Source organism: Pedococcus aerophilus (genome assembly GCF_039532215.1).
In the GTDB taxonomy this organism is placed as follows: Bacteria; Actinomycetota; Actinomycetes; order Actinomycetales; family Dermatophilaceae; genus Pedococcus; species Pedococcus aerophilus.
Map to the genome: position 1 here is coordinate 1,001,618 of NZ_BAAARN010000001.1, position 17,333 is coordinate 1,018,950.

20 protein-coding genes are annotated in these 17,333 nt (G+C 72.4%); 4 read left to right on the forward strand and 16 right to left on the reverse strand.

Annotated elements, in window-relative coordinates; all coding sequences use genetic code 11:
• The gene (locus tag ABD286_RS04625) at positions 1-588 is read left to right on the forward strand and encodes an antibiotic biosynthesis monooxygenase (protein ID WP_344190750.1); all 588 of its coding nucleotides are present in this window, start codon (positions 1-3) and stop codon (positions 586-588) included.
• On the opposite strand, the gene ABD286_RS04630 is transcribed toward ABD286_RS04625, so the two are convergent.
• The 3 genes from ABD286_RS04630 to rpsB all read right to left on the reverse strand — a co-directional run bounded on the left by ABD286_RS04630 (position 569) and on the right by rpsB (position 2,751).
• On the reverse strand, positions 569-754 hold the full coding sequence (locus tag ABD286_RS04630; protein WP_344190752.1) for a hypothetical protein: 186 nt from the start codon (positions 752-754) through the stop codon (positions 569-571). The two genes, ABD286_RS04625 and ABD286_RS04630, sit on opposite strands and share 20 nt — an antisense overlap.
• 168 nt (positions 755-922) lie before the next feature.
• Positions 923-1,753 (reverse strand): translation elongation factor Ts, encoded by an 831-nt coding sequence (gene tsf / locus ABD286_RS04635; RefSeq protein WP_344190754.1) that lies wholly within the window; start codon positions 1,751-1,753, stop codon positions 923-925.
• A gap of 53 nt (positions 1,754-1,806) precedes the next feature.
• Positions 1,807-2,751, reverse strand: a complete 945-nt coding sequence (gene rpsB / locus ABD286_RS04640; RefSeq protein ID WP_344190756.1) for a 30S ribosomal protein S2 — start codon at positions 2,749-2,751, stop codon at positions 1,807-1,809.
• Between the two features lie 283 nt (positions 2,752-3,034).
• Between rpsB and ABD286_RS04645 the strand changes: the two genes are divergently transcribed.
• The gene (locus ABD286_RS04645) at positions 3,035-4,285 is read left to right on the forward strand and encodes an MFS transporter (RefSeq protein WP_344190758.1); all 1,251 of its coding nucleotides are present in this window, start codon (positions 3,035-3,037) and stop codon (positions 4,283-4,285) included.
• A 34-nt stretch (positions 4,286-4,319) separates the two neighbouring features.
• On the opposite strand, the gene ABD286_RS04650 is transcribed toward ABD286_RS04645, so the two are convergent.
• The gene (locus tag ABD286_RS04650) at positions 4,320-4,685 is read right to left on the reverse strand and encodes an SET domain-containing protein-lysine N-methyltransferase (RefSeq protein WP_344190760.1); all 366 of its coding nucleotides are present in this window, start codon (positions 4,683-4,685) and stop codon (positions 4,320-4,322) included.
• Positions 4,686-4,743: 58 nt separating this feature from the next.
• On the opposite strand from ABD286_RS04650, the gene ABD286_RS04655 reads away from it, so the two are divergent.
• Both ABD286_RS04655 and ABD286_RS04660 read left to right on the forward strand, forming a co-directional pair.
• Complete coding sequence (locus ABD286_RS04655; RefSeq protein WP_344190762.1) at positions 4,744-5,904, forward strand: pyridoxal phosphate-dependent aminotransferase; 1,161 nt, start codon at positions 4,744-4,746, stop codon at positions 5,902-5,904.
• Between the two features lie 109 nt (positions 5,905-6,013).
• Positions 6,014-6,670, forward strand: a complete 657-nt coding sequence (locus ABD286_RS04660) for a murein hydrolase activator EnvC family protein (RefSeq protein WP_344190764.1) — start codon at positions 6,014-6,016, stop codon at positions 6,668-6,670.
• Between the two features lie 91 nt (positions 6,671-6,761).
• On the opposite strand, the gene ABD286_RS04665 is transcribed toward ABD286_RS04660, so the two are convergent.
• From ABD286_RS04665 to ABD286_RS04720, 12 genes are all read right to left on the reverse strand, one after another.
• Entirely contained in the window at positions 6,762-7,601 is an 840-nt protein-coding gene (locus tag ABD286_RS04665; protein ID WP_344190766.1) for a DUF3152 domain-containing protein, read from the reverse strand.
• Positions 7,602-7,757: 156 nt separating this feature from the next.
• Positions 7,758-8,711: a tyrosine recombinase XerC gene (locus ABD286_RS04670; protein ID WP_425565313.1), complete on the reverse strand. Its 954-nt coding sequence runs from the start codon at positions 8,709-8,711 to the stop codon at positions 7,758-7,760.
• A 47-nt stretch (positions 8,712-8,758) separates the two neighbouring features.
• Complete coding sequence (gene dprA / locus ABD286_RS04675; RefSeq protein ID WP_344190768.1) at positions 8,759-9,904, reverse strand: DNA-processing protein DprA; 1,146 nt, start codon at positions 9,902-9,904, stop codon at positions 8,759-8,761.
• Positions 9,901-11,439 carry a YifB family Mg chelatase-like AAA ATPase gene (locus ABD286_RS04680; RefSeq protein WP_344190770.1) on the reverse strand — a complete coding sequence of 513 codons (1,539 nt, stop codon included), beginning with the start codon at positions 11,437-11,439 and terminating at the stop codon, positions 9,901-9,903. Before ABD286_RS04680 ends, dprA begins: the two co-directional genes overlap by 4 nt.
• Entirely contained in the window at positions 11,436-11,822 is a 387-nt protein-coding gene (locus tag ABD286_RS04685) for a YraN family protein (protein WP_344190772.1), read from the reverse strand. The genes ABD286_RS04680 and ABD286_RS04685 overlap by 4 nt, the downstream gene beginning before the upstream one ends.
• A gap of 118 nt (positions 11,823-11,940) precedes the next feature.
• The gene (locus ABD286_RS04690) at positions 11,941-12,258 is read right to left on the reverse strand and encodes a DUF2469 domain-containing protein (RefSeq protein WP_056883649.1); all 318 of its coding nucleotides are present in this window, start codon (positions 12,256-12,258) and stop codon (positions 11,941-11,943) included.
• Positions 12,255-13,085, reverse strand: a complete 831-nt coding sequence (locus tag ABD286_RS04695) for a ribonuclease HII (RefSeq protein WP_344190775.1) — start codon at positions 13,083-13,085, stop codon at positions 12,255-12,257. The genes ABD286_RS04690 and ABD286_RS04695 overlap by 4 nt, the downstream gene beginning before the upstream one ends.
• A gap of 3 nt (positions 13,086-13,088) precedes the next feature.
• On the reverse strand, positions 13,089-14,411 hold the full coding sequence (gene lepB / locus ABD286_RS04700; protein ID WP_344190778.1) for a signal peptidase I: 1,323 nt from the start codon (positions 14,409-14,411) through the stop codon (positions 13,089-13,091).
• A complete protein-coding gene (gene lepB, locus ABD286_RS04705; RefSeq protein WP_344190780.1) occupies positions 14,408-15,136 on the reverse strand; it encodes a signal peptidase I in 729 nt (242 codons plus the stop codon). Before lepB (ABD286_RS04705) ends, lepB (ABD286_RS04700) begins: the two co-directional genes overlap by 4 nt.
• A gap of 135 nt (positions 15,137-15,271) precedes the next feature.
• Entirely contained in the window at positions 15,272-15,631 is a 360-nt protein-coding gene (gene rplS, locus ABD286_RS04710; protein WP_344190782.1) for a 50S ribosomal protein L19, read from the reverse strand.
• 248 nt (positions 15,632-15,879) lie between these two features.
• Entirely contained in the window at positions 15,880-16,104 is a 225-nt protein-coding gene (locus ABD286_RS04715; RefSeq protein ID WP_344190784.1) for a hypothetical protein, read from the reverse strand.
• 51 nt (positions 16,105-16,155) lie between these two features.
• Positions 16,156-17,214, reverse strand: a complete 1,059-nt coding sequence (locus ABD286_RS04720; protein WP_344190786.1) for a LacI family DNA-binding transcriptional regulator — start codon at positions 17,212-17,214, stop codon at positions 16,156-16,158.
• Between the last annotated feature and the right edge of the window lie 119 nt (positions 17,215-17,333).

A 17,333-nucleotide genomic window follows, 5' to 3' on the forward strand; every position in this document is an offset into this window, starting at 1 on the left:
ATGAGCGCCACCCTGCGCGACGACCCGCCCGTCACCGTCGCCATCACGCGACGGGTCCGGCCCGAGGACGAGCAGCTCATGCAGGCCTGGGTCGAGGCCGGCACGTCCCTGGCCCAGCGGTTCCCCGGCTTCCTGGGCACCGGGTGGCTGCGTCCGGGGCCGGGGTCCCGCGACTGGCACATGCTCTACCGCTTCGACTCCCGCGCCAGCCTGCTGCTGTGGGAGGAGTCGCGGGAGCGCACCATGTGGCTGCGCTCGGCGCAGGACCTCGTGCAGCACACGCGGGTCGAGCACCGCACCGGCATCGAGGGCTGGTTCGACGAGCCGCAGCAGCGCCCCGCCGACGAGCTGGCCGAGCCCGTGCCGCCGGCCCCGCCGCGCTGGAAGCAGGCGGTGACCATCTGGCTGGCGTTCTTCCCGACCAACCTGCTCTTCACGTGGGTGCTCATGCCGTTCACGCGCGACTGGCCGCTCGTGCTGCGGGTCCTGTTCATGACCGTGCTGCTCACGCCGGTGATGACCTACCTCGTGCTGCCGCAGGTGACCCGGCTGCTCCACCCCTGGCTGGTCAGAACCCGGCGTTCCTGAGCAGGAAGTCGGTCTCGGTGTCGCGCCCGCCCCGCGGGTCGGGACCCGGGTCGACGTCCTGGACGGTCCGCATCTGCTCGGGCGGCACGCGCTCGGGCAGGTGGGTGAAGTCCCGTGGCTCGCGGGTCCGTGGCGCCTTCGCTGCGGTCTTGCGTGCTCTCCCCATGCTCCGAGTATGCGGCCCGCTCCCGCCGGCGCGCACGCTCCGGACGATCACGGACCGGCTCGGGGCGCCCGGGGTGGGCACGCGCCATACCCTCGCCCACACCCTCGCCCACGCAGGAGGCCCGCCCCCCGAAGGGGACGGGCCTCGTGAACTGCGGTGGAGCCGGTGTCAGCTGCCGACGCGGAAGCGGGCGAACGACGTCGCGGTCGCGCCGGCCTCCTCGAGCACCTTGGCGACGGTCTTCTTGGCGTCCTTGGCGAACGGCTGCTCGAGCAGGACGTTCTCCTTGAAGAAGCCGTTGACGCGTCCCTCGACGATCTTCGGGAGGGCGGCCTCGGGCTTGCCCTCCTCCTTCGCCGTGGCCTCGGCCACGCGGCGCTCGTTCTCGACGGTGGTCGGGTCGACCTCGTCGCGGCTGAGCACCGTGGGGCTGAACGCCGCGACGTGCATCGCGACGTCGCGGACGACCTGCTCGTCGCCACCCTCGGCGCCGACGAGGACACCGATCTGCGCGGGCAGGTCGGGGCTGGTCTTGTGCAGGTAGGACACGACGACCGGGGCCTCGACGCGGGCAACGCGCTTGACCTCGATCTTCTCGCCGATGGTCGCGTTGGCGTCGTCGAGCAGCTGCTTGACGGTGCGACCGTCCTCGAGCGTGCTGCCGAGCAGCGCGTCCGCGTCGGCCACACCCGAGGCGACGGCCTGGGTGAGGACCTGGTCGGCGAGGGCGATGAACTTCTCGCCCTTGGCGACGAAGTCGGTCTCGCAGAGGACCTCCACGAGGGTGCCCGTGCCGGCGCCGGCCTTGGCCGTGACCAGCCCGTTGGACGCGGTGCGCCCCTCGCGCTTGGTGACGCCCTTCTGGCCCTTCACACGAAGGATCTCGGTGGCCTTGGCGCGGTCGCCGTCAGCCTCGTCGAGGGCCTTCTTGACGTCGAGCATGCCGGCGCCGGTGGACTCACGCAGCGCCTTGATGTCAGCGGCGGTGTAGTTCGCCATGTGTGTTTCTCAGCTCTTCTCTGTCAGGAGTGCGTTCGGTGGACGAGGGTTGCTCAGGCCTTGGCGTCGGCGTCGGCCGGAGCCTCGGTCGCCTCGGCGGCGGGAGCCTCGGTGGCCTCGGCGGCAGGTGCCTCGGTCGTCTCGGCAGCAGCAGCCTCAGGAGCGTCGGCGGCAGCGGTCTCGCCGGCCTCGGGGGCAACCGCGTCAGCGGTCTTGGCGGCGTCGCCACCGAGGAGCTCGCGCTCCCACTCGGCGAGGGGCTCGTCGGTCGCGACGACACCCTCGGCCTGCTCGCCGGACTTGCCGGAGGAGCGGGACATGAGGCCGTCGGCCACGGCGTCGGCGATGACCCGGGTCAGCAGCGTGACGGAACGGATCGCGTCGTCGTTGCCGGGGATCTTGTAGTCGACCTCGTCGGGGTCGCAGTTGGTGTCGAGGATCGCGATGACCGGGAGCCCGAGCTTGCGCGCCTCGTCGACGGCCAGGTGCTCCTTCTTGGTGTCGACGATCCACACGGCCGAGGGGACCTTGGCCATGTTGCGGATGCCACCGAGGGTCTTCTCGAGCTTGTCGCGCTCCCGCTTGAAGATCAGGAGCTCCTTCTTCGTGAAGCCGGAGGCCGCGACGTTGTCGTAGTCGAGCTCCTCGAGCTCCTTGAGGCGCGTGAGCCGCTTGGAGATCGTGTTGAAGTTGGTGAGCATGCCACCGAGCCAGCGGTGGTTGACGTACGGCATGCCGACGCGGGTCGCCTGCTCGGCGATGGGCTCCTGGGCCTGCTTCTTCGTACCGACGAAGAGGATGGAGCCGCCGTGGGCGACGGTCTCGCGGACGAACTCGTACGCGTTGTTGATGTACGTCAGCGACTGCTGCAGGTCGATGATGTAGATGCCGTTGCGCTCGGTCATGATGAAGCGCTTCATCTTGGGGTTCCAGCGACGGGTCTGGTGCCCGAAGTGGACGCCGCTCTCGAGGAGCTGGCGCATGGTAACGACGGCCATGCCGTGTCTCCTATGTGTCGTTGTCAGTTGCGTCGGACCCACCATGGGGGTGTGGCCCTGCCTGGCGTCTGGCTCGCATCCCACCGGCACCCTGGCCGGACTGCTGTGATGCGCCCCGGGTTCGGAGGAAACCTCGTCACCCGGCGAGAAGACGCGCGAATTAGGTCCCCGCGTGCGAGCACACGGTGACCGTCGTCCATCGTACGGGCTGAGCAGGGTGATCGAGAAATCCGCCCGGGTGCTCCCCTGCCCTGCGCGCCGCCGGGCGTAGGGTGTCCGATTTGTGGCCACCGTCCTGTCCCGCATCGGCGAGTGGGTCGCCCCGGCACGGATGGGCGTGCCGTTCCGCTGGAACCTCGCCTCCTCGTGGGTGGGACAGCTCGGGGACGGCATCGCCGTCGCCGCTGGTCCGCTGCTCGTCGCCTCGCTGACCCGCGACCCGACGCTCATCGCCGCGGCCGCCATGGTGCAGAACCTGCCGACGCTGCTGCTCGGGCTCTACGCCGGGGCCGTGGCGGACCGGGTCGACCGCAAGCGGCTGGTCCTGGCCGCCAACCTCGTGCGGGTCCTCGTCCTGGCCCTGCTCGTGGTCACCATCGCCACGGGGAGCGTCTCGATCACCCTCCTGCTCGTGGCGCTGTTCGCCGTGGGCGTCGCCGAGCTGTTCGCCGACACCGGGTGGCGGGCCGTCCTGCCGATGATCGTGCCCAAGGCGGACCTCGGGATCGGGAACGCCCGGCAGATGTCGGGGTTCCTCGTGGCGAACCAGTTCATCGGACCGGCCGTCGGGGCGGGGCTGTTCGCGCTCGGCTCCGCGGTGCCCTTCGGGGTCCAGGGCAGCGCGCTCCTGCTGTCGGCGGCACTGTTCACCAAGGTCCACCTGCCACGCGAGGAGAACCCCGTCCGGCCGGAGCAGCACATCGGCCACGACATCCTCGACGGCCTGCGCTGGATCGCCGGGAACGCCCCGATCCGCACGCTCACCCTCGTCATCTTCATCTTCAACATCACCTGGGGCGCCCCCTGGGGTGTGCTCGTCTACTGGGCGCAGGAGCGGCTCGGCGTGGGAGCGGTCGGCTTCGGCCTGCTCACCACCTGCTCGGCCATCGGGGGCGTCATCTCGGTGCTGCTCTACGACCGCCTCGAGGCCCGGATCCCGTTGGCCCGGCTCATGAAGATCTGCCTGGGCCTGGAGGTGCTCACCCACCTCGCGCTGGCGCTGACCACCGTGCCGTGGGTCGCCATGGCGATCATGGTGCTCTTCGGCGGCTACGCCTTCGTCTGGGGATCGCTGTCCTCCGCGGTCCGCCAGCGAGCCACGCCGAACGAGTACCAGGGCCGGGTGGGCAGCGTCTACTGGCTCGGTCTCATCGTCGGGCTGCTCGTCGGGCAGTTCCTCGGTGGGCTCATCGCACGTCAGTTCGGGGCGGCGGCGCCGTTCTGGTTCGCCTTCGTCGGGGCCGGCGTGACGCTGATCGTGGTGTGGCGACAGCTCGACAACATCGCCCACGCCGACGCCGCCGACGAGGACTGACGGCTCGGTCGGGTGCCCCCGGGCGCCCCCTCGGTCAGGTAAGGGCGTCGACGGCGCGCTGGACGACCGGGGCGAGGTGGCCGGCGTAGCGGAGCCGGACCTGCGGGATCTGCCAGTCGTCGCCGGTCACGAGCTGGCGGCACCGGTACGTCTCGCAGTGGCAGCGGACCAGCAGGTCGGGGTCGGTGGTCGAGGTCGCGTAGTCGATCGTCAGCTCCTCCCCCGGCTCGACGTCACGGAACGCCACGAGGCCATCCCCCTCGGTCGACCACGCCAGCGTCGGGTCGCACGAGTGGTTGAGCCCGTTGGGGTCGGCCGCGACGACGTCACCACGCCGCAGCCCGTCGGTCGTGAACCACCCGCGCCCCGCGATCGCGGACACCTGCTGCTCGACGGCCATGGCCGCACAGTACGCGCGGTGCGCTGCGAACCCGGCGCAGGCGGCATACGGTCGGCGCATGGCCTACCCGCTCGTCGCCCGCATGCACGGATTCGGCACCACGATCTTCGCCGAGATGACCGGGCTCGCCACCGAGCACGGTGCCGTCAACCTCGGCCAGGGCTTCCCCGACACCGACGGACCGCAGGAGATGCTGGACGCGGCCAAGGCCGCCATCGACGGCGGTCGCAACCAGTACCCGCCCGGCCCCGGGGTCCCCGAGCTGCTCGAGGCGGTGGCCGCGCACCAGTCGCGCTTCTACGGGATCGACCTCGACCCGCGGTCGGAGGTCCTGGTCACCGTGGGTGCGACCGAGGCCATCGCGGCGACGATCCTGGCGTTGTGCGAGGCGGGCGACGAGGTGGTCACCTTCGAGCCCTACTACGACTCGTATGCCGCCTCGATCGCCCTCGCGGGCGCGGTGCGCCGGACGTCGGTGCTCCGGTTCCCCGACTTCGCCGTCGACGAGGAGTCGCTGCGCGCCGCGTTCTCGTCGCGGACGCGGCTGGTCCTGCTCAACACGCCGCACAACCCGACCGGCAAGGTGTTCACGCGCGACGAGCTGGAGCTCATCTGTTCCCTCGCAAGGGAGTTCGACGCCTGGGTCGTGACCGACGAGGTCTACGAGCACCTGGTCTTCGGCGACGCGGAGCACGTGCCGGTCGCGACGCTCCCCGGGATGCGCGAGCGCACGCTGACGATCTCCTCCGCCGGCAAGACCTTCTCCGCGACCGGGTGGAAGGTCGGCTGGGTGTCCGGGCCCGCGGAGGCCGTGGCCGCGGTGCGGACGGTCAAGCAGTTCCTCACCTTCGTCGGCTCTGGCCCCTTCCAGCCCGCCGCGGCCGTGGCCCTGGGCCTCGGCGACGAGGTGTATGCGTCCCTGTCCACGTCGTTGGAGGCCAAGCGCGACCTGCTCGTGGCGGGGCTCCAAGGTGCCGGTCTCGAGGTCTCGGTGCCGGACGGGACCTATTTCGTCGTCGCGGATGCAGCCCCGCTCGGCGCCACCGATGCCCTGGAGTTCTGCCGGTCGCTGCCCCTGCGCGCCGGCGTGGTCGGGGTGCCCGTGTCGGTGTTCCACGACGACGTCGCGGCAGCGCGGACGTTGGTGCGGTTCGCGTTCTGCAAGCGCGACGAGGTGCTGCACGAGGCCGTCCGACGCCTCGGGGCCCTGCGCACCTGACACGGGCGTCCGCCTCGGCCGTCCACAACCCGGCGCCGGCGGGGGGGCGGTCCACAGGTGGAGCCGGAGCCGCTGGCAGTCCCGTCGGGCGGGGACGACCGTCGAGGGCATGCGATCACTCGTGCCAGCCCTGCTGCCGGCCGCGGCCACGGTCCTGGCCGTCACCACCGTGTCGGTCGTCGCCCTGCCCACCGGCGTCGCCCGGGATGGCGGGTCCACAACACCGGTGGCGGCTTCTCTCGCACCCCCTGCGCCCGCTGCTACCGCCGTATCCGCCCCGACCCTCCACCGGTCCGGCCGCCCACCCCTCGAGCGCAGCACCGGACCGCGGACGGCGGTGCCGGCGGCGGCTCCGCGCGGACGCTGGGCCTGGCCGCTCGCGCCGCGGCCGGCGGTCACCCGCCCCTTCATCAGGCCGACCTCGACCTGGGGCGCCGGTCACCGAGGGGTCGACCTGGCCGCTGCGCCGAGCAGCGAGGTGCGCGCGGTCGAGGCAGGCGTGGTCAGCCACGTCGGGGTGGTGGCGGGACGCGGGACCGTGACGGTGCTGCACCGCTCGGGCCTGCGCTCGACCTACGAACCCGTCGACGCCGTGGTCGAGGTCGGGCAGGTGGTGACGCAGGGGCAGCGGCTGGGGACGCTGGCGCAGGGCGGGCACTGCGCACCCGCGGCCTGCCTGCACCTGGGCGCTCTCAGAGGGGCCACGTACCTCGACCCGCTGACGCTGCTCGGGTCCGTCCGGGTACGACTGCTGCCGATGCCCTGAGGCGCCGGATGCTCCACCGGCCTCCGGGCTCCGCGCGGGCTCCGATGTTCCGCAGGCGTGTCACGCCCTCGGGACAGGCGTCGCTCAGGGGTCAGGCGCCGCTGGGGTACGGCCAGGGCTTGCAGCCGCCGAGGCTCAGCGTCTGCTGGACCATGACCGGCGCACGCTCACCCGGCGCCGGGCAGGAGCGGTGCTGGTGGCCGAGGCCGTGCCCGACCTCGTGGTTGACCTGGTACTCGCGGTAGCGGGCGACGTCGGCGCCGTAGCTGTCGTCGCCGAGGACCCAGCGACGCAGGTTCAGGACGGAGCGCTCGCCGTTCCAGCAGGACACCTGCGACAGGGTGCGCATCGGGGCGCACAGCTTGTCGGTGAGGCCGGGACTCGCGAGGGTCACCCGGATGTCGACCTGGGCGCCACGCTCCTCCTCGGCCGGTGTCACGTTGACGAAGCGGATGCCGTCGATCTTCTGCCAGCCGCGGCTGTCGAGCAGGACGGACTGGACCGTCGAGGCGACCGCAGCCGGGTCGACGCCCAGGCCGCCCTCGATCTCCACGGTGTAGCGGACCGTGCGGCCGGAGGTGGCTGCCTTGACCTCGGGCACCGCGACGACGGTGATCTTGCCGTTGCCGTTCTGCGGCACGGACTTCGCGTCGGGAGCGGTGGTCTCCGTCGTCGGCGACCCGTCCTCGGCGTTCGTGGCGCTGCTGGTGGCCGACGGCTTGGCAGCGGGGCTGGTCGCGCTCGAGCCCTGGGCGGCTGCCGGCACCGCACGCACCGGGTCGCCGTCGTCCTTGGTCACCTGCCGGTAGCCGATGCTGCCCAGCAGGACGAGGGCGGTCGCCACGGCGACGGTACGCCGCAGCCGCACCTGCCGGCTGACGCGCTGACGGTGGCTGGAGGGCCGCTGGGCGGCCTGGCCGGGAGTGCTCACGTGCTCGGTCCGGACCTCTCCTCGGGGATCGGCTGGCGGGTCGTCGCTCGCTGCGACGGCTGGTCGTGACGGTTCCCCATTGTCCCCGAGATGACCGCTGAGCGTGGGACGGCACGCCAGTCAGGGCCGAAGTGCTGAGACGGGGTGGTCGGCTGCTCAGGCACGCGGGTGGGCCTGACGGTAGGACTGCTTGAGCCGGTCCACCGAGACGTGGGTGTAGATCTGGGTCGTCGCCAGCGACGCGTGCCCGAGCAGCTCCTGCACCAGGCGCAGGTCCGCACCGCCCTCGAGCAGGTGGGTCGCGGCGCTGTGGCGCAGTCCGTGCGGGCCGATGTCCGGGGCGTCGGGGACGTGCGCGAGCAGGGAGTGCAGGGAGGACCGGATCTGACGCGCGTCCGCGCGACGTCCCCGACGGCCGAGGAACAGCGCCGGACCGCTGTCCGCCCCGACGACCTGGGGACGGCCGAGCTGGAGCCAGGCCTGCACCGCCTCGCGGGCGGGGATGCCGAACGGCACGGTCCGCTCCTTGCCCCCCTTGCCCATGACCCGCACGACCCCGCGGTCGAGGTCGAGGTCATCGATGTCGAGGGCGGTGAGCTCCCCCACGCGGATCCCGCTGGCATACAACAGCTCGAGGGCAGCCCGGTCCCGCAGGTGCAGTGCGTCCTGGTCGTCGCTCGCCACCGCGGCCACGTCGAGCAGGGCCGAGGCGTCGGACTGGCGCAGCACCTCCGGGAGGTGCCCGCCGCGCTTGGGGGCCGCGAGGCGCAGGGACGGGTCGAGGTCGATCCTGCCCGTGCGGGTCGCCCAGCCCAGGAAGGTCCGCGCGGCGGCCGACCGGCGGGCGATGGTCGCCTTCGCCGCACCGTCCTGGGCGAGCGCAGCAAGCCAGGCGCGCAGGTCGCGCAGCGTGACTCCGGCCAGGTCGTCGACGCCGGTCGTGGCGAGGAAGCCGACGAGGCTGCGGACGTCACCGAGGTAGGCGCGCACCGTGTGCTCCGAGCGACCTCGCTCGCTGCGCAGGTGCCGCTCGAAAGCGAAGAGCACCTCGTTCCAGCCGACGGGCAGCGTGATGCCGTGCGGCTGCTCCACGCCGGCGGTCGGGTCCACGCCGCCACCGTCGCAAAGCCCCGGCCCCCGCACAAGCCGCCACCCCGTCAGGTGGCTGAGCGCTGGGACGCGGGCCGGTCAGAGGGCCGTCGACGGACCCGGCGGTACCCGTCCCCGTCCTGGACGACGAGGTCGTTGACGCCGAGCACCCCCAGCGCCCCCATGACGTCGCGCAGACTGGCACCGCACTGCTTGGCCAGGGCGCCCACCGAGGTGGCCGACTGCACCCGCAGGGCGCTGAGGACCGCCCGGTGGATCGGCTCGAGGTCGTCCTCCGGGAGGACGCCTCCCCGCTTGACCGGCGCCAGCTCCCCGATCGGCCCCACGGCCTCGACCACCTCGGCGGCATCGGTGACGAGCTGAGCCCCTTCGCGGATCAGCAGGTGGCACCCGGCCGAGACCGCAGAGGAGACGGGGCCGGGCACCGCGCACACCACCCGGAGGTGGTCGGCTGCGGTCCTGGCGGTGTTGCGTGACCCGGACCGCAGTCCGGCCTCGACGACGACGGTCCCCCGGCTCATCGTGGCGATCATCCGGTTGCGGCTCAGGAACCGCCACCGGGTCGGGGACGACCCGGGCGGCACCTCGCTGAGGACGGCCCCGCTCTCCGCGACCCGGGCGAGCAGTCCCGCGTGACCCGCAGGGTAGGGACGGTCCACACCCCCGGCGACGACCGCGATCGTGCGGCCGTCCACCGCGAGCGCGCCCTCGTGGGCGGCTCCGTCGATGCCGTACGCCGCCCCGGACACGATCGTGTAGCCACGTTCGGCCAGACCTGCAGCCAGCTCCTTCGCCTGGTGCAGGCCGTAGCCGGAGGCGGCCCTGGCCCCCACGACCCCGACGCTGCGCTCGCACGCCTCGGCCAGGTGCAGCGGTCCGCGCACCCACAGGCAGAACGGCGGGTTGGTGAGCACGTCCAACCCCGGTGGCCACTCGTCGTCGTCCGGCACCACGAGGCGGGCCCCGAGGGATGCGGCGATCCGCACGTCGCGCTCGACGTCGAGGTCAGCCAGCCGCGGCGCGACCTGCTGGCCCAGGGAGCTGGCGGGGTCGATCCCGTGCAGCGCCGCCTCGGCACCGACTGCGGCGACGAGCCGGGCGGACTCGGGGTCGCCGGGCTCGACGAGCCGGGCCCAGGCCAACCGGGCTGCGCGATCACCGCGCGGCACGCGGTCTGCACCCACCAGGCTCATGCCGCCACCGGGCCTTGGTTGCGCAGCGTCAGGGCGGTGCCCAGGTCGTCTCGGGCCGGGCTGGTGCGCCCACCGAGGTCGGCGACCGTCCAGCCCAGGCGCAGAACCCGGTCGTAGCCGCGCAGCGTCAGCTGCCCCCGGTCGAGAGCGCGGTCCAGGTCGGTGGTCACCGAGCGGGGCAGTCGCCGCGGTCCGCGTCGCAGGAATGCTCCGGGGATCTGGCTGTTGAGCCGCCAGCTGGTGTCGCGCCACCGATCGGCCTGCACCTCTCGGGCCAGCGCGACCCGGGACGCCACCACTGCGCTGGACTCCCCCGGCTCGGCACCGAGCGACGACAGCGTGACGGCCGGGACCTGCACCTGGAGGTCGACCCGGTCCAGCAGCGGACCGGAGAGCTTGGCGACGTAGGCGCGCTTGGCCATCGGGGTGCAGGTGCACCCGATGCCCTTGCCGTGACCCAGCCCGCACGGGCAGGGGTTGGCTGCCATGACGAGCTGGAAGCGCGCCGGGAACCGCACCGCGGTGCGGGCCCGCGACACCACGACGTGCCCGGACTCCAACGGCTGCCGCAGCGCCTGCAGCGCCCCGGTGCGGAACTCTGGTGCTTCGTCGAGGAACAGGACCCCGTGGTGGGCCTGGGAGATCGCTCCGGGACGGACGGCACCGCTGCCTCCACCGATGATCGCTGCCTGCGTCGCACTGTGGTGCGGCGCGATGAACGGCGGCACGAACTCCACCCCGACCTCGGAGGCACTCAGCCCCAGCAGCGACTTCACGGCGAGGACGTCGATGGACTGCTCCCGGGTCAGCCGCGGCAGGATCGAGACCAGCCGCTCGGCCAGCATCGTCTTCCCCGATCCCGGTGGCCCGAGCAGGAACAGGTGGTGACCCCCGGCCGCAGCCAGCTCGAGCGCCGCCCGAGCCTCGGGTTGTCCCGCCACCTCCGCGAGGTCGGTCGTCGGCCCCGGAAGGGCCGCCGGGGTCGGCGCTGAAGCGGGCACCCCGATCGACAACCGGTCGCCACCGTCGGTGTAGACCGCGACGAGGTCCTTGAGATGGGCGACCGCGTGCACCTCGATGTCCGGGACCAGCCTCGCCTCGGCGGCGTTCTCGATCGGCACGACGACGTCACGGCATCCCTCGCGCGCGGCGGCGAGCACCGCCGGGAGCACCCCGCGCACCGGACGGATGGTCCCGTCGAGGCCGAGCTCGCCGAGGTGGACCACGTCGGCGATCCGGGACGCCGGCAGGACGCTCACGGCTGCCAGCACAGCCAGAGCGATGGGCAGGTCGAAGCCGCTGCCGTTCTTGGGGATCGAGGCCGGCGAGAGGTTGACGGTGAGCCGGTCCTGGGTGAGGAGCCGACCGATGCTGGCGCAGGCCGCACGCACGCGGTTGGGTGACTGGGCGCACGCGGTGTCGGGCAGTCCGCCGAGCATCAGGGCCGGCAGCCCACCGGACAGGTGTGCCTCGACGTCCACGACCGTCCCGACGAGTCCCTCGAGGGTCACCGACCTCGTGCGGCCGAACGTCATGACCCCACCCCCACCAGGTGCCGCAGCTGGGCCGGTCCGTGCCGGGGGCGCAGGATGCCGATGACGTCGATCCGCACCCGCGCCGCCCGCTCGTCATGGGACTGCAACCAGGCGGCGGCGAGGCGGCGCAGCCGAGCAGCCTTGCGGTGGTCCACCGCCTCAATGGCTCCCCCGAAGCGCTCGGTCGTCCTGGTCTTGACCTCGCAGAAGACCAAGCAGTCGCCGTCCCGCGCCACGACGTCGATCTCACCGTGCGCGCACCGCCAGTTGCGGTCCAGGACCGACCACCCGCGATCGGTGAGGTAGCGGACCGCGAGCTGCTCGCCATACCTCCCGAGGAGGCGGCGTGGATCCGGGGCCGGCGCTGCCGTGGTCTCTGTCATGCCTCCAGCAAAGCCGCGCGGGACGCGCGCGACGAGAGGGACGAATCGGCCTGTGGACGGCGGGCGGGCAGGGCCGTGCCTGTGGACGGACGCCCCGATCGATGCCCCTGTGCAGGGACTAGAAGCCGGAGTCCTTGGGGAGCTCGAGCTCGCTCTTGGCCAGCTCCTCCACGTTGACGTCCTTGAACGTGACGACGCGCACCTGCTTGGCGAACCGTGCCGGGCGGTAGATGTCCCAGACCCAGGCGTCCTGCATGGTCACGTCGAAGTAGACCTCGCCGCCGTCGCTGCGGACCTTCACGTCGACGGAGTTGCACAGGTAGAAGCGCCGCTCGGTCTCGACCACGTGGGAGAACAGGCCGACGACGTCGCGGTACTCGCGGTAGAGGGCGAGCTCCATCTCGCTCTCGTACTTCTCGAGGTCCTCAGAACTCATCGGGTGCTCATCTCCGGTTCGGGCGCGGTGGTCGTGGTGCCGCCGCCATCGGTGCTGTCCTCGCCATCATGGTCCGTGACCGGGTCGAGGTCACGTCGAGGGTCACGTCCGGGCTCACGTCCGGGCTCACGCTCGACCCCGGGAAGGCGCCACGACCGTCGGTGCAGCTCGCTCGCCCCGTGGGCCTCGAGGGCCGCCATGTGCTCCGGCGCGGCATACCCCTTGTTGACCTCCCAGCCGTAGACGGGGTGCTCGGGCGCATGGGCGACCATGATCGCGTCGCGCTCGACCTTGGCCAGCACCGAGGCGGCCGCCACCGAGGAGCACTTCAGGTCGGCCTTGATCATCGTCGTCACGGGAGGGGTCGCCGGCGCGTCGTCGCCGGCGAACGCGAACAGCCCGACGTCGTCGGGCGCGGTCAGCCAGTCGTGGTTGCCGTCGAGGATGACCAGGTCGGGGCGGACGTCGACGGCCGCCAAGGCCCGGCAGCCGGCGAGGCGCAGCGCCGCGATGATGCCGATCTCGTCGATCTCGGCCGGCGAGGCGTGGCCGACGGCGTACGCGAGGCTCCAGCGCTGGATGCGCGGCACCATGGCGACCCGGGCACCAGGTGTGAGCAGCTTGGAGTCCTTGACGCCGGTCGGGGCGCTGCGACAGGTCTCGTCGATGAGCACGACCCCGACCGTCACCGGCCCGGCCAGCGCCCCGCGACCGACCTCGTCCATCCCCGCGAGGACGCGGTGGCCCTCGCGTTGCAGCGCGCGCTCGACGCGCAGGCTCGGCTTGCGACTACCCGGGCGGGCGCTGGTCCGTCGTGGTGCGGGCACGGCTCAGCCGCCGCCCTCGCCGCCGTCGCCGCCGGGCACCTCGACCCCACCGGTCTCCGAGCTCGGGTCGACCGACGGCTCGTCCGTGGGAGCGGGCGCGTCCTCGGACCGCGGCGCCGGCACGGTCGCGAACGTCTCGGTCGGGTTGGACAGCCAGGTCAGGTGGTCCAGCGGCCAGACCAGCGCGACCGCGCGTCCGACGATGAGCCGCTCGTCGACCGAGCCCTGGCTCCCGTTGTTCTCGGGGGCGTCGTGGGCGCGGGAGTCAGCGGAGTTGGAACGGTGGTCACCCATGACCCACACGCGGCCGCGCGGGACGGTGATGTCGAAGTCCTGGTCGCTGGCCGCGTCGCCGGCCTTGAGGTACGGCTCCTTGATCGCGGTGCCGTTGATGGTGATGCGCCCGCCCTCGTCGCAGCACACGACCCGGTCGCCGGGGAGGCCGATGACGCGCTTGATGAGGTGGTTCTCGGAGTTGTCGGGGAGCAGGCCGACGAACGTCGCCGCCTCGCGCAGGACGGTGACGACCTTGCCGTGCGGCACCTGGGGCGTCTCCTCCAGCCACTCGCCCGGGTCGGCGAACACGATGATGTCGCCGCGCTTGAGGTCGACGGGTCCGGGGGTCAGCTTGCTGACGATGACGCGGTCGTTGAGGACGAGGGTGTCCTCCATCGACCCTGACGGGATGTAGAAGGCCTGGAGCAACCAGGTCTTGACGATGAACGACAGCACGAGAGCCATGCCGACGACGATCGCGAACTCCTTGATCGCCGCCCCGGCGACCGCCATCACCCCTGCCTCGGCCTCGGGATCGGTCTCGTCGCCCTGCGGGGGGTTCCGACGCGGACCGGTCGCGACGTCGTCGGCCCCTGCCTCGTCGACCGCAGCCTCATCGGTCGGCGCGGTGCCGTCGGCCGGCGCGGTGGCGTCGGCCGGCGCGGTGGCGTCGTACGGCGCCTGACCGGCCGAGTCGCTGGGCTGCACGGTGGGGGGCTCCTCGGCGAGGGTTGGCGGGACACCGGTGTCGTGGGCGTCGCCGGTGGGCTGCGCGGGGACCTCGAGCTCTGGTTCGAGCCAGGCCGGGTCGCGGTCCGGGCCGCCACCGGACTCGTGCCCGACGGTCGGGTCACCGGCGGCGTCGTGCCGCAGCCATGGGCTCGGCGCAGCAGAGGGGTCAGGCGCGGCGGGGCCCGACGCATCGCCCGACGCATGGCCCGACGCATCGACGCCGGCCGTCGACGCGTCATCCACGTCGGCGGGCGCGCGGTCGTAACCGAGCCAGCCGCGCTCCTCGTGGTCCGGCCGGCCCTCCGGGCTGGGGCTCACCGGGATCCCGCCGAGGGGATGGTCGCGAGGGAGCTCGGGCGGTCGAAGCCCCCGATGCGGTTCAGGGGCCAGAAGGTGGCGGTGGCACGACCCACGACGTCCTTGGTGCGGACGGTCCCACCGCCCGGGTCGCCGAGGTGGGCGCGGCTGTCCGCGCTGTCGCTGCGGTGGTCGCCCATCACCCACAGGCGGCCTTCGGGCACGACCACGTCGAAGGTCAGCTCGCTCGGGACGTCACCCGGGAAGAGGTAGTCCTCCTGGACCGGGACGCCGTTCACCGTCAGCCGGCCGTCGGTGCCGCAGCAGACCACCCGGTCGCCCGGGAGGCCGATGACGCGCTTGACGAAGTCCTGCTCGCCGAGGTCGACCCCGACGAGCGACGCGGCCCCGGCCAACGTGCGCCCGATCAGGCCGTCGGCCTGGTGCGGGGTGCGGTCGGCGGCGGCGAACGTCGTGGTGCCGTCGAACACGACGACGTCCCCGCGCTGCACCTCGTCGCCGGACACGAGCTTGCTCACGAGGATGCGGTCACCGGGCTCGATGGTGGGCTCCATCGAGCCGGACGGGACGAAGAAGGACTGCACGAGGAAACCCCGGACCACGAGCATCACCAGCAACGCCACCCCGACGAGGACGATCCACGAGGGACCCTGTCGTCGGGGGTGGTCCGACTGCTGCGCGCCACGGTCGGTGCCGTGGTCGTCGGCAGTCGCGGAAACGGCCACCGCGTCAGCCTGGGCTGACGGGGTGGCCGGATCCTGCTGGGGTGCTTCGGGTCCGGGGTTCATCGCTTCCGGAGCCTAACCCTCGAGGCTGGGTCGGAGCGTGCCGGGACACTCGAGGGTCGAGATGAGCTCGCCTTACTTGGCGGGGATCGTCTCGCGCTTCTCCTTGATCTTGGCAGCCTTGCCGCGCAGGTCGCGCAGGTAGTACAGCTTGGCGCGACGGACGTCACCGCGGGTGACGACCTCGATCTTGTCGATGACCGGGGTGTGCAGCGGGAAGGTGCGCTCCACGCCGACGCCGAAGGAGACCTTGCGGACCGTGAAGGTCTCGGTGACGCCGCCACCGTGGCGACGGATCACGACGCCCTTGAAGACCTGGACGCGGGAGCGCGTGCCCTCGATGACCTTGACGTGCACGTTGACGGTGTCACCGGCGCGGAAGGCGGGGACGTCGTCGCGCAGGGAGACCTTGTCGATCTCGTCGAAACGCTGCATGGCAGATTCGCTTTCTTCTCGGCGCCACAGGTCGCCCAGGCTTGTCGGTCGTGCGTGATGGGTATGGCGCGTGCTGGACGGGCCGCGTACGTGGCGGTCAGGCCGTGGGCACCGGATCCGGTGCCGCCGTACTCCCCCTGTGGCAGGGGCGCTGGTCGTTCAGACGCAAGGAGTCATTCTGCCACGGGCAGGGGCCCCGGCTGAAATCGCCGGAGGTCGTGCACGGGCGGTGCTGCCGCGGCGGCCGATCAGGCGCGGGCAGCCGCGGGCCGGCAGGCCGGGTCGAGGCGGTCCGCCAGGCGGCGCTCGGCCACGGCGACGGCGCGCAGCGTCGTCGCCAAAGAACGTCGCACCGGCCGGCGAGCCGGACGGGTCGCGTGTCCGTCGTCGACGACCGGGGCGTCCGGTCGTGCCGACCGGGCCAGGGCGGCGCCTGCGTTGCTGTTGATGGTGAGGGCGATGTAGTCGCTCATGTCCTTCTCCCTTCGAGGGTGCGGTGGTGCTGGGTCGGGTGCTGACGGGTGTCAGCGCGCCGCGGGTCCGGTGCTGGACCGCACGACGAGTTCGGTGGGGAGCACCACACGGCGCTCGGTGTAGTCGGGGTCGACGAGGATGCGGCCCATGAGCCGCCCCTTCTCGGCGATCGGCTGTCGGATGGTGGTCAGGCCCGCCGCTCCGGCCGCAGGCACGTCGTCGAACCCGGTGACGGACACGTCCCGGCCGACGGCCAGGCCCCGCTGCTGCATGGACTCGATGACGCCGAGGGCCAGCACGTCGCTGATGCAGGCGATCGCCGCGGGTCGGTCCCGACGGTCGAGCAGGAACGCCGCGGCCCTGGCCCCGGCGTCGTGGGAGTTGTGGCCGGCGAACACGACCGTGAGCTCGACGTCCGGGCCCAAGCCGTCCCGCAGGCCGACGAGGCGGGCATGGCTGTCGGTGAACAGAGCGGCCTCGTCCTCGGGTCCGACCAGCGTCGGCTCGTCGTCCCACCGGCGGGCGTCCACGACGATCCCCACGCTGCGGTGGCCGAGGTCGCGCAGGTGCCGGCCCAGGGCCGCGGCGGCGCGGTGCTCGTCGATGACGACGTAGGCCTGCGCGGCGTCGGGGCCGTCCACGTTGGACACGAGGGGCAGCCCGCGCCCGAGCGCGACCTGCCTGGCCGGGTGGTCCGCGTCGACGCAGTAGGCGATGACGCCGTCCACGACCGCTTGGCGCATCGCGTCGACCGAGGGCTCGACGTCCTCGGGCCGGGACGGGTCGTAGGGCTCGAGCGGGATGAGCAGCAACCCGGTCGAGAACTGCTCGGCCACCTCGGCGACACCGGCGAGCATGCCCACGGTGTAGGGGTCGGAGAACGCGTAGCTCAGCCGCTCGGTCAGGAGCAGGCCGATCGCCCCGGCCCGCTGCGACCGCAGGCTGCGGGCCGCCGGGTTGGGGCCCGGGTAGCCGAGCGACCTCGCCGCCTCGAGGACGCGCTGACGCACCTCGGCGGACATCTGGTCCGGCTTGTTGTAGGCGTTGGAGACGGTCGAGATGGAGACGCCGGCCGCCTCTGCCACCGACTTCAGGGTCACGTTGCCCATCGCCTGCCTCCTCCTGATCATCGACCGACACGTGCTGCATCGATCTACTAGATCGTTCGAGTAAAACGATACAGAAGGTCGGCGTGCACGGCAAGCGCCTTCCCGGACCAGCGCACACG

Coding starts and splice junctions, on each gene's coding strand:
- ABD286_RS04625 (WP_344190750.1), top strand. CDS start 1: ATGAGCGCCACCCTGCGCGACGACCCGCCCGTCACCGTCGCCATCACG.
- ABD286_RS04630 (WP_344190752.1), bottom strand. CDS start 754: ATGGGGAGAGCACGCAAGACCGCAGCGAAGGCGCCACGGACCCGCGAG.
- tsf (WP_344190754.1), bottom strand. CDS start 1,753: ATGGCGAACTACACCGCCGCTGACATCAAGGCGCTGCGTGAGTCCACC.
- rpsB (WP_344190756.1), bottom strand. CDS start 2,751: ATGGCCGTCGTTACCATGCGCCAGCTCCTCGAGAGCGGCGTCCACTTC.
- ABD286_RS04650 (WP_344190760.1), bottom strand. CDS start 4,685: ATGGCCGTCGAGCAGCAGGTGTCCGCGATCGCGGGGCGCGGGTGGTTC.
- ABD286_RS04655 (WP_344190762.1), top strand. CDS start 4,744: ATGGCCTACCCGCTCGTCGCCCGCATGCACGGATTCGGCACCACGATC.
- ABD286_RS04660 (WP_344190764.1), top strand. CDS start 6,014: ATGCGATCACTCGTGCCAGCCCTGCTGCCGGCCGCGGCCACGGTCCTG.
- dprA (WP_344190768.1), bottom strand. CDS start 9,904: ATGAGCCTGGTGGGTGCAGACCGCGTGCCGCGCGGTGATCGCGCAGCC.
- ABD286_RS04680 (WP_344190770.1), bottom strand. CDS start 11,439: ATGACGTTCGGCCGCACGAGGTCGGTGACCCTCGAGGGACTCGTCGGG.
- ABD286_RS04685 (WP_344190772.1), bottom strand. CDS start 11,822: ATGACAGAGACCACGGCAGCGCCGGCCCCGGATCCACGCCGCCTCCTC.
- ABD286_RS04690 (WP_056883649.1), bottom strand. CDS start 12,258: ATGAGTTCTGAGGACCTCGAGAAGTACGAGAGCGAGATGGAGCTCGCC.
- rplS (WP_344190782.1), bottom strand. CDS start 15,631: ATGCAGCGTTTCGACGAGATCGACAAGGTCTCCCTGCGCGACGACGTC.
- ABD286_RS04715 (WP_344190784.1), bottom strand. CDS start 16,104: ATGAGCGACTACATCGCCCTCACCATCAACAGCAACGCAGGCGCCGCC.
- ABD286_RS04720 (WP_344190786.1), bottom strand. CDS start 17,214: ATGGGCAACGTGACCCTGAAGTCGGTGGCAGAGGCGGCCGGCGTCTCC.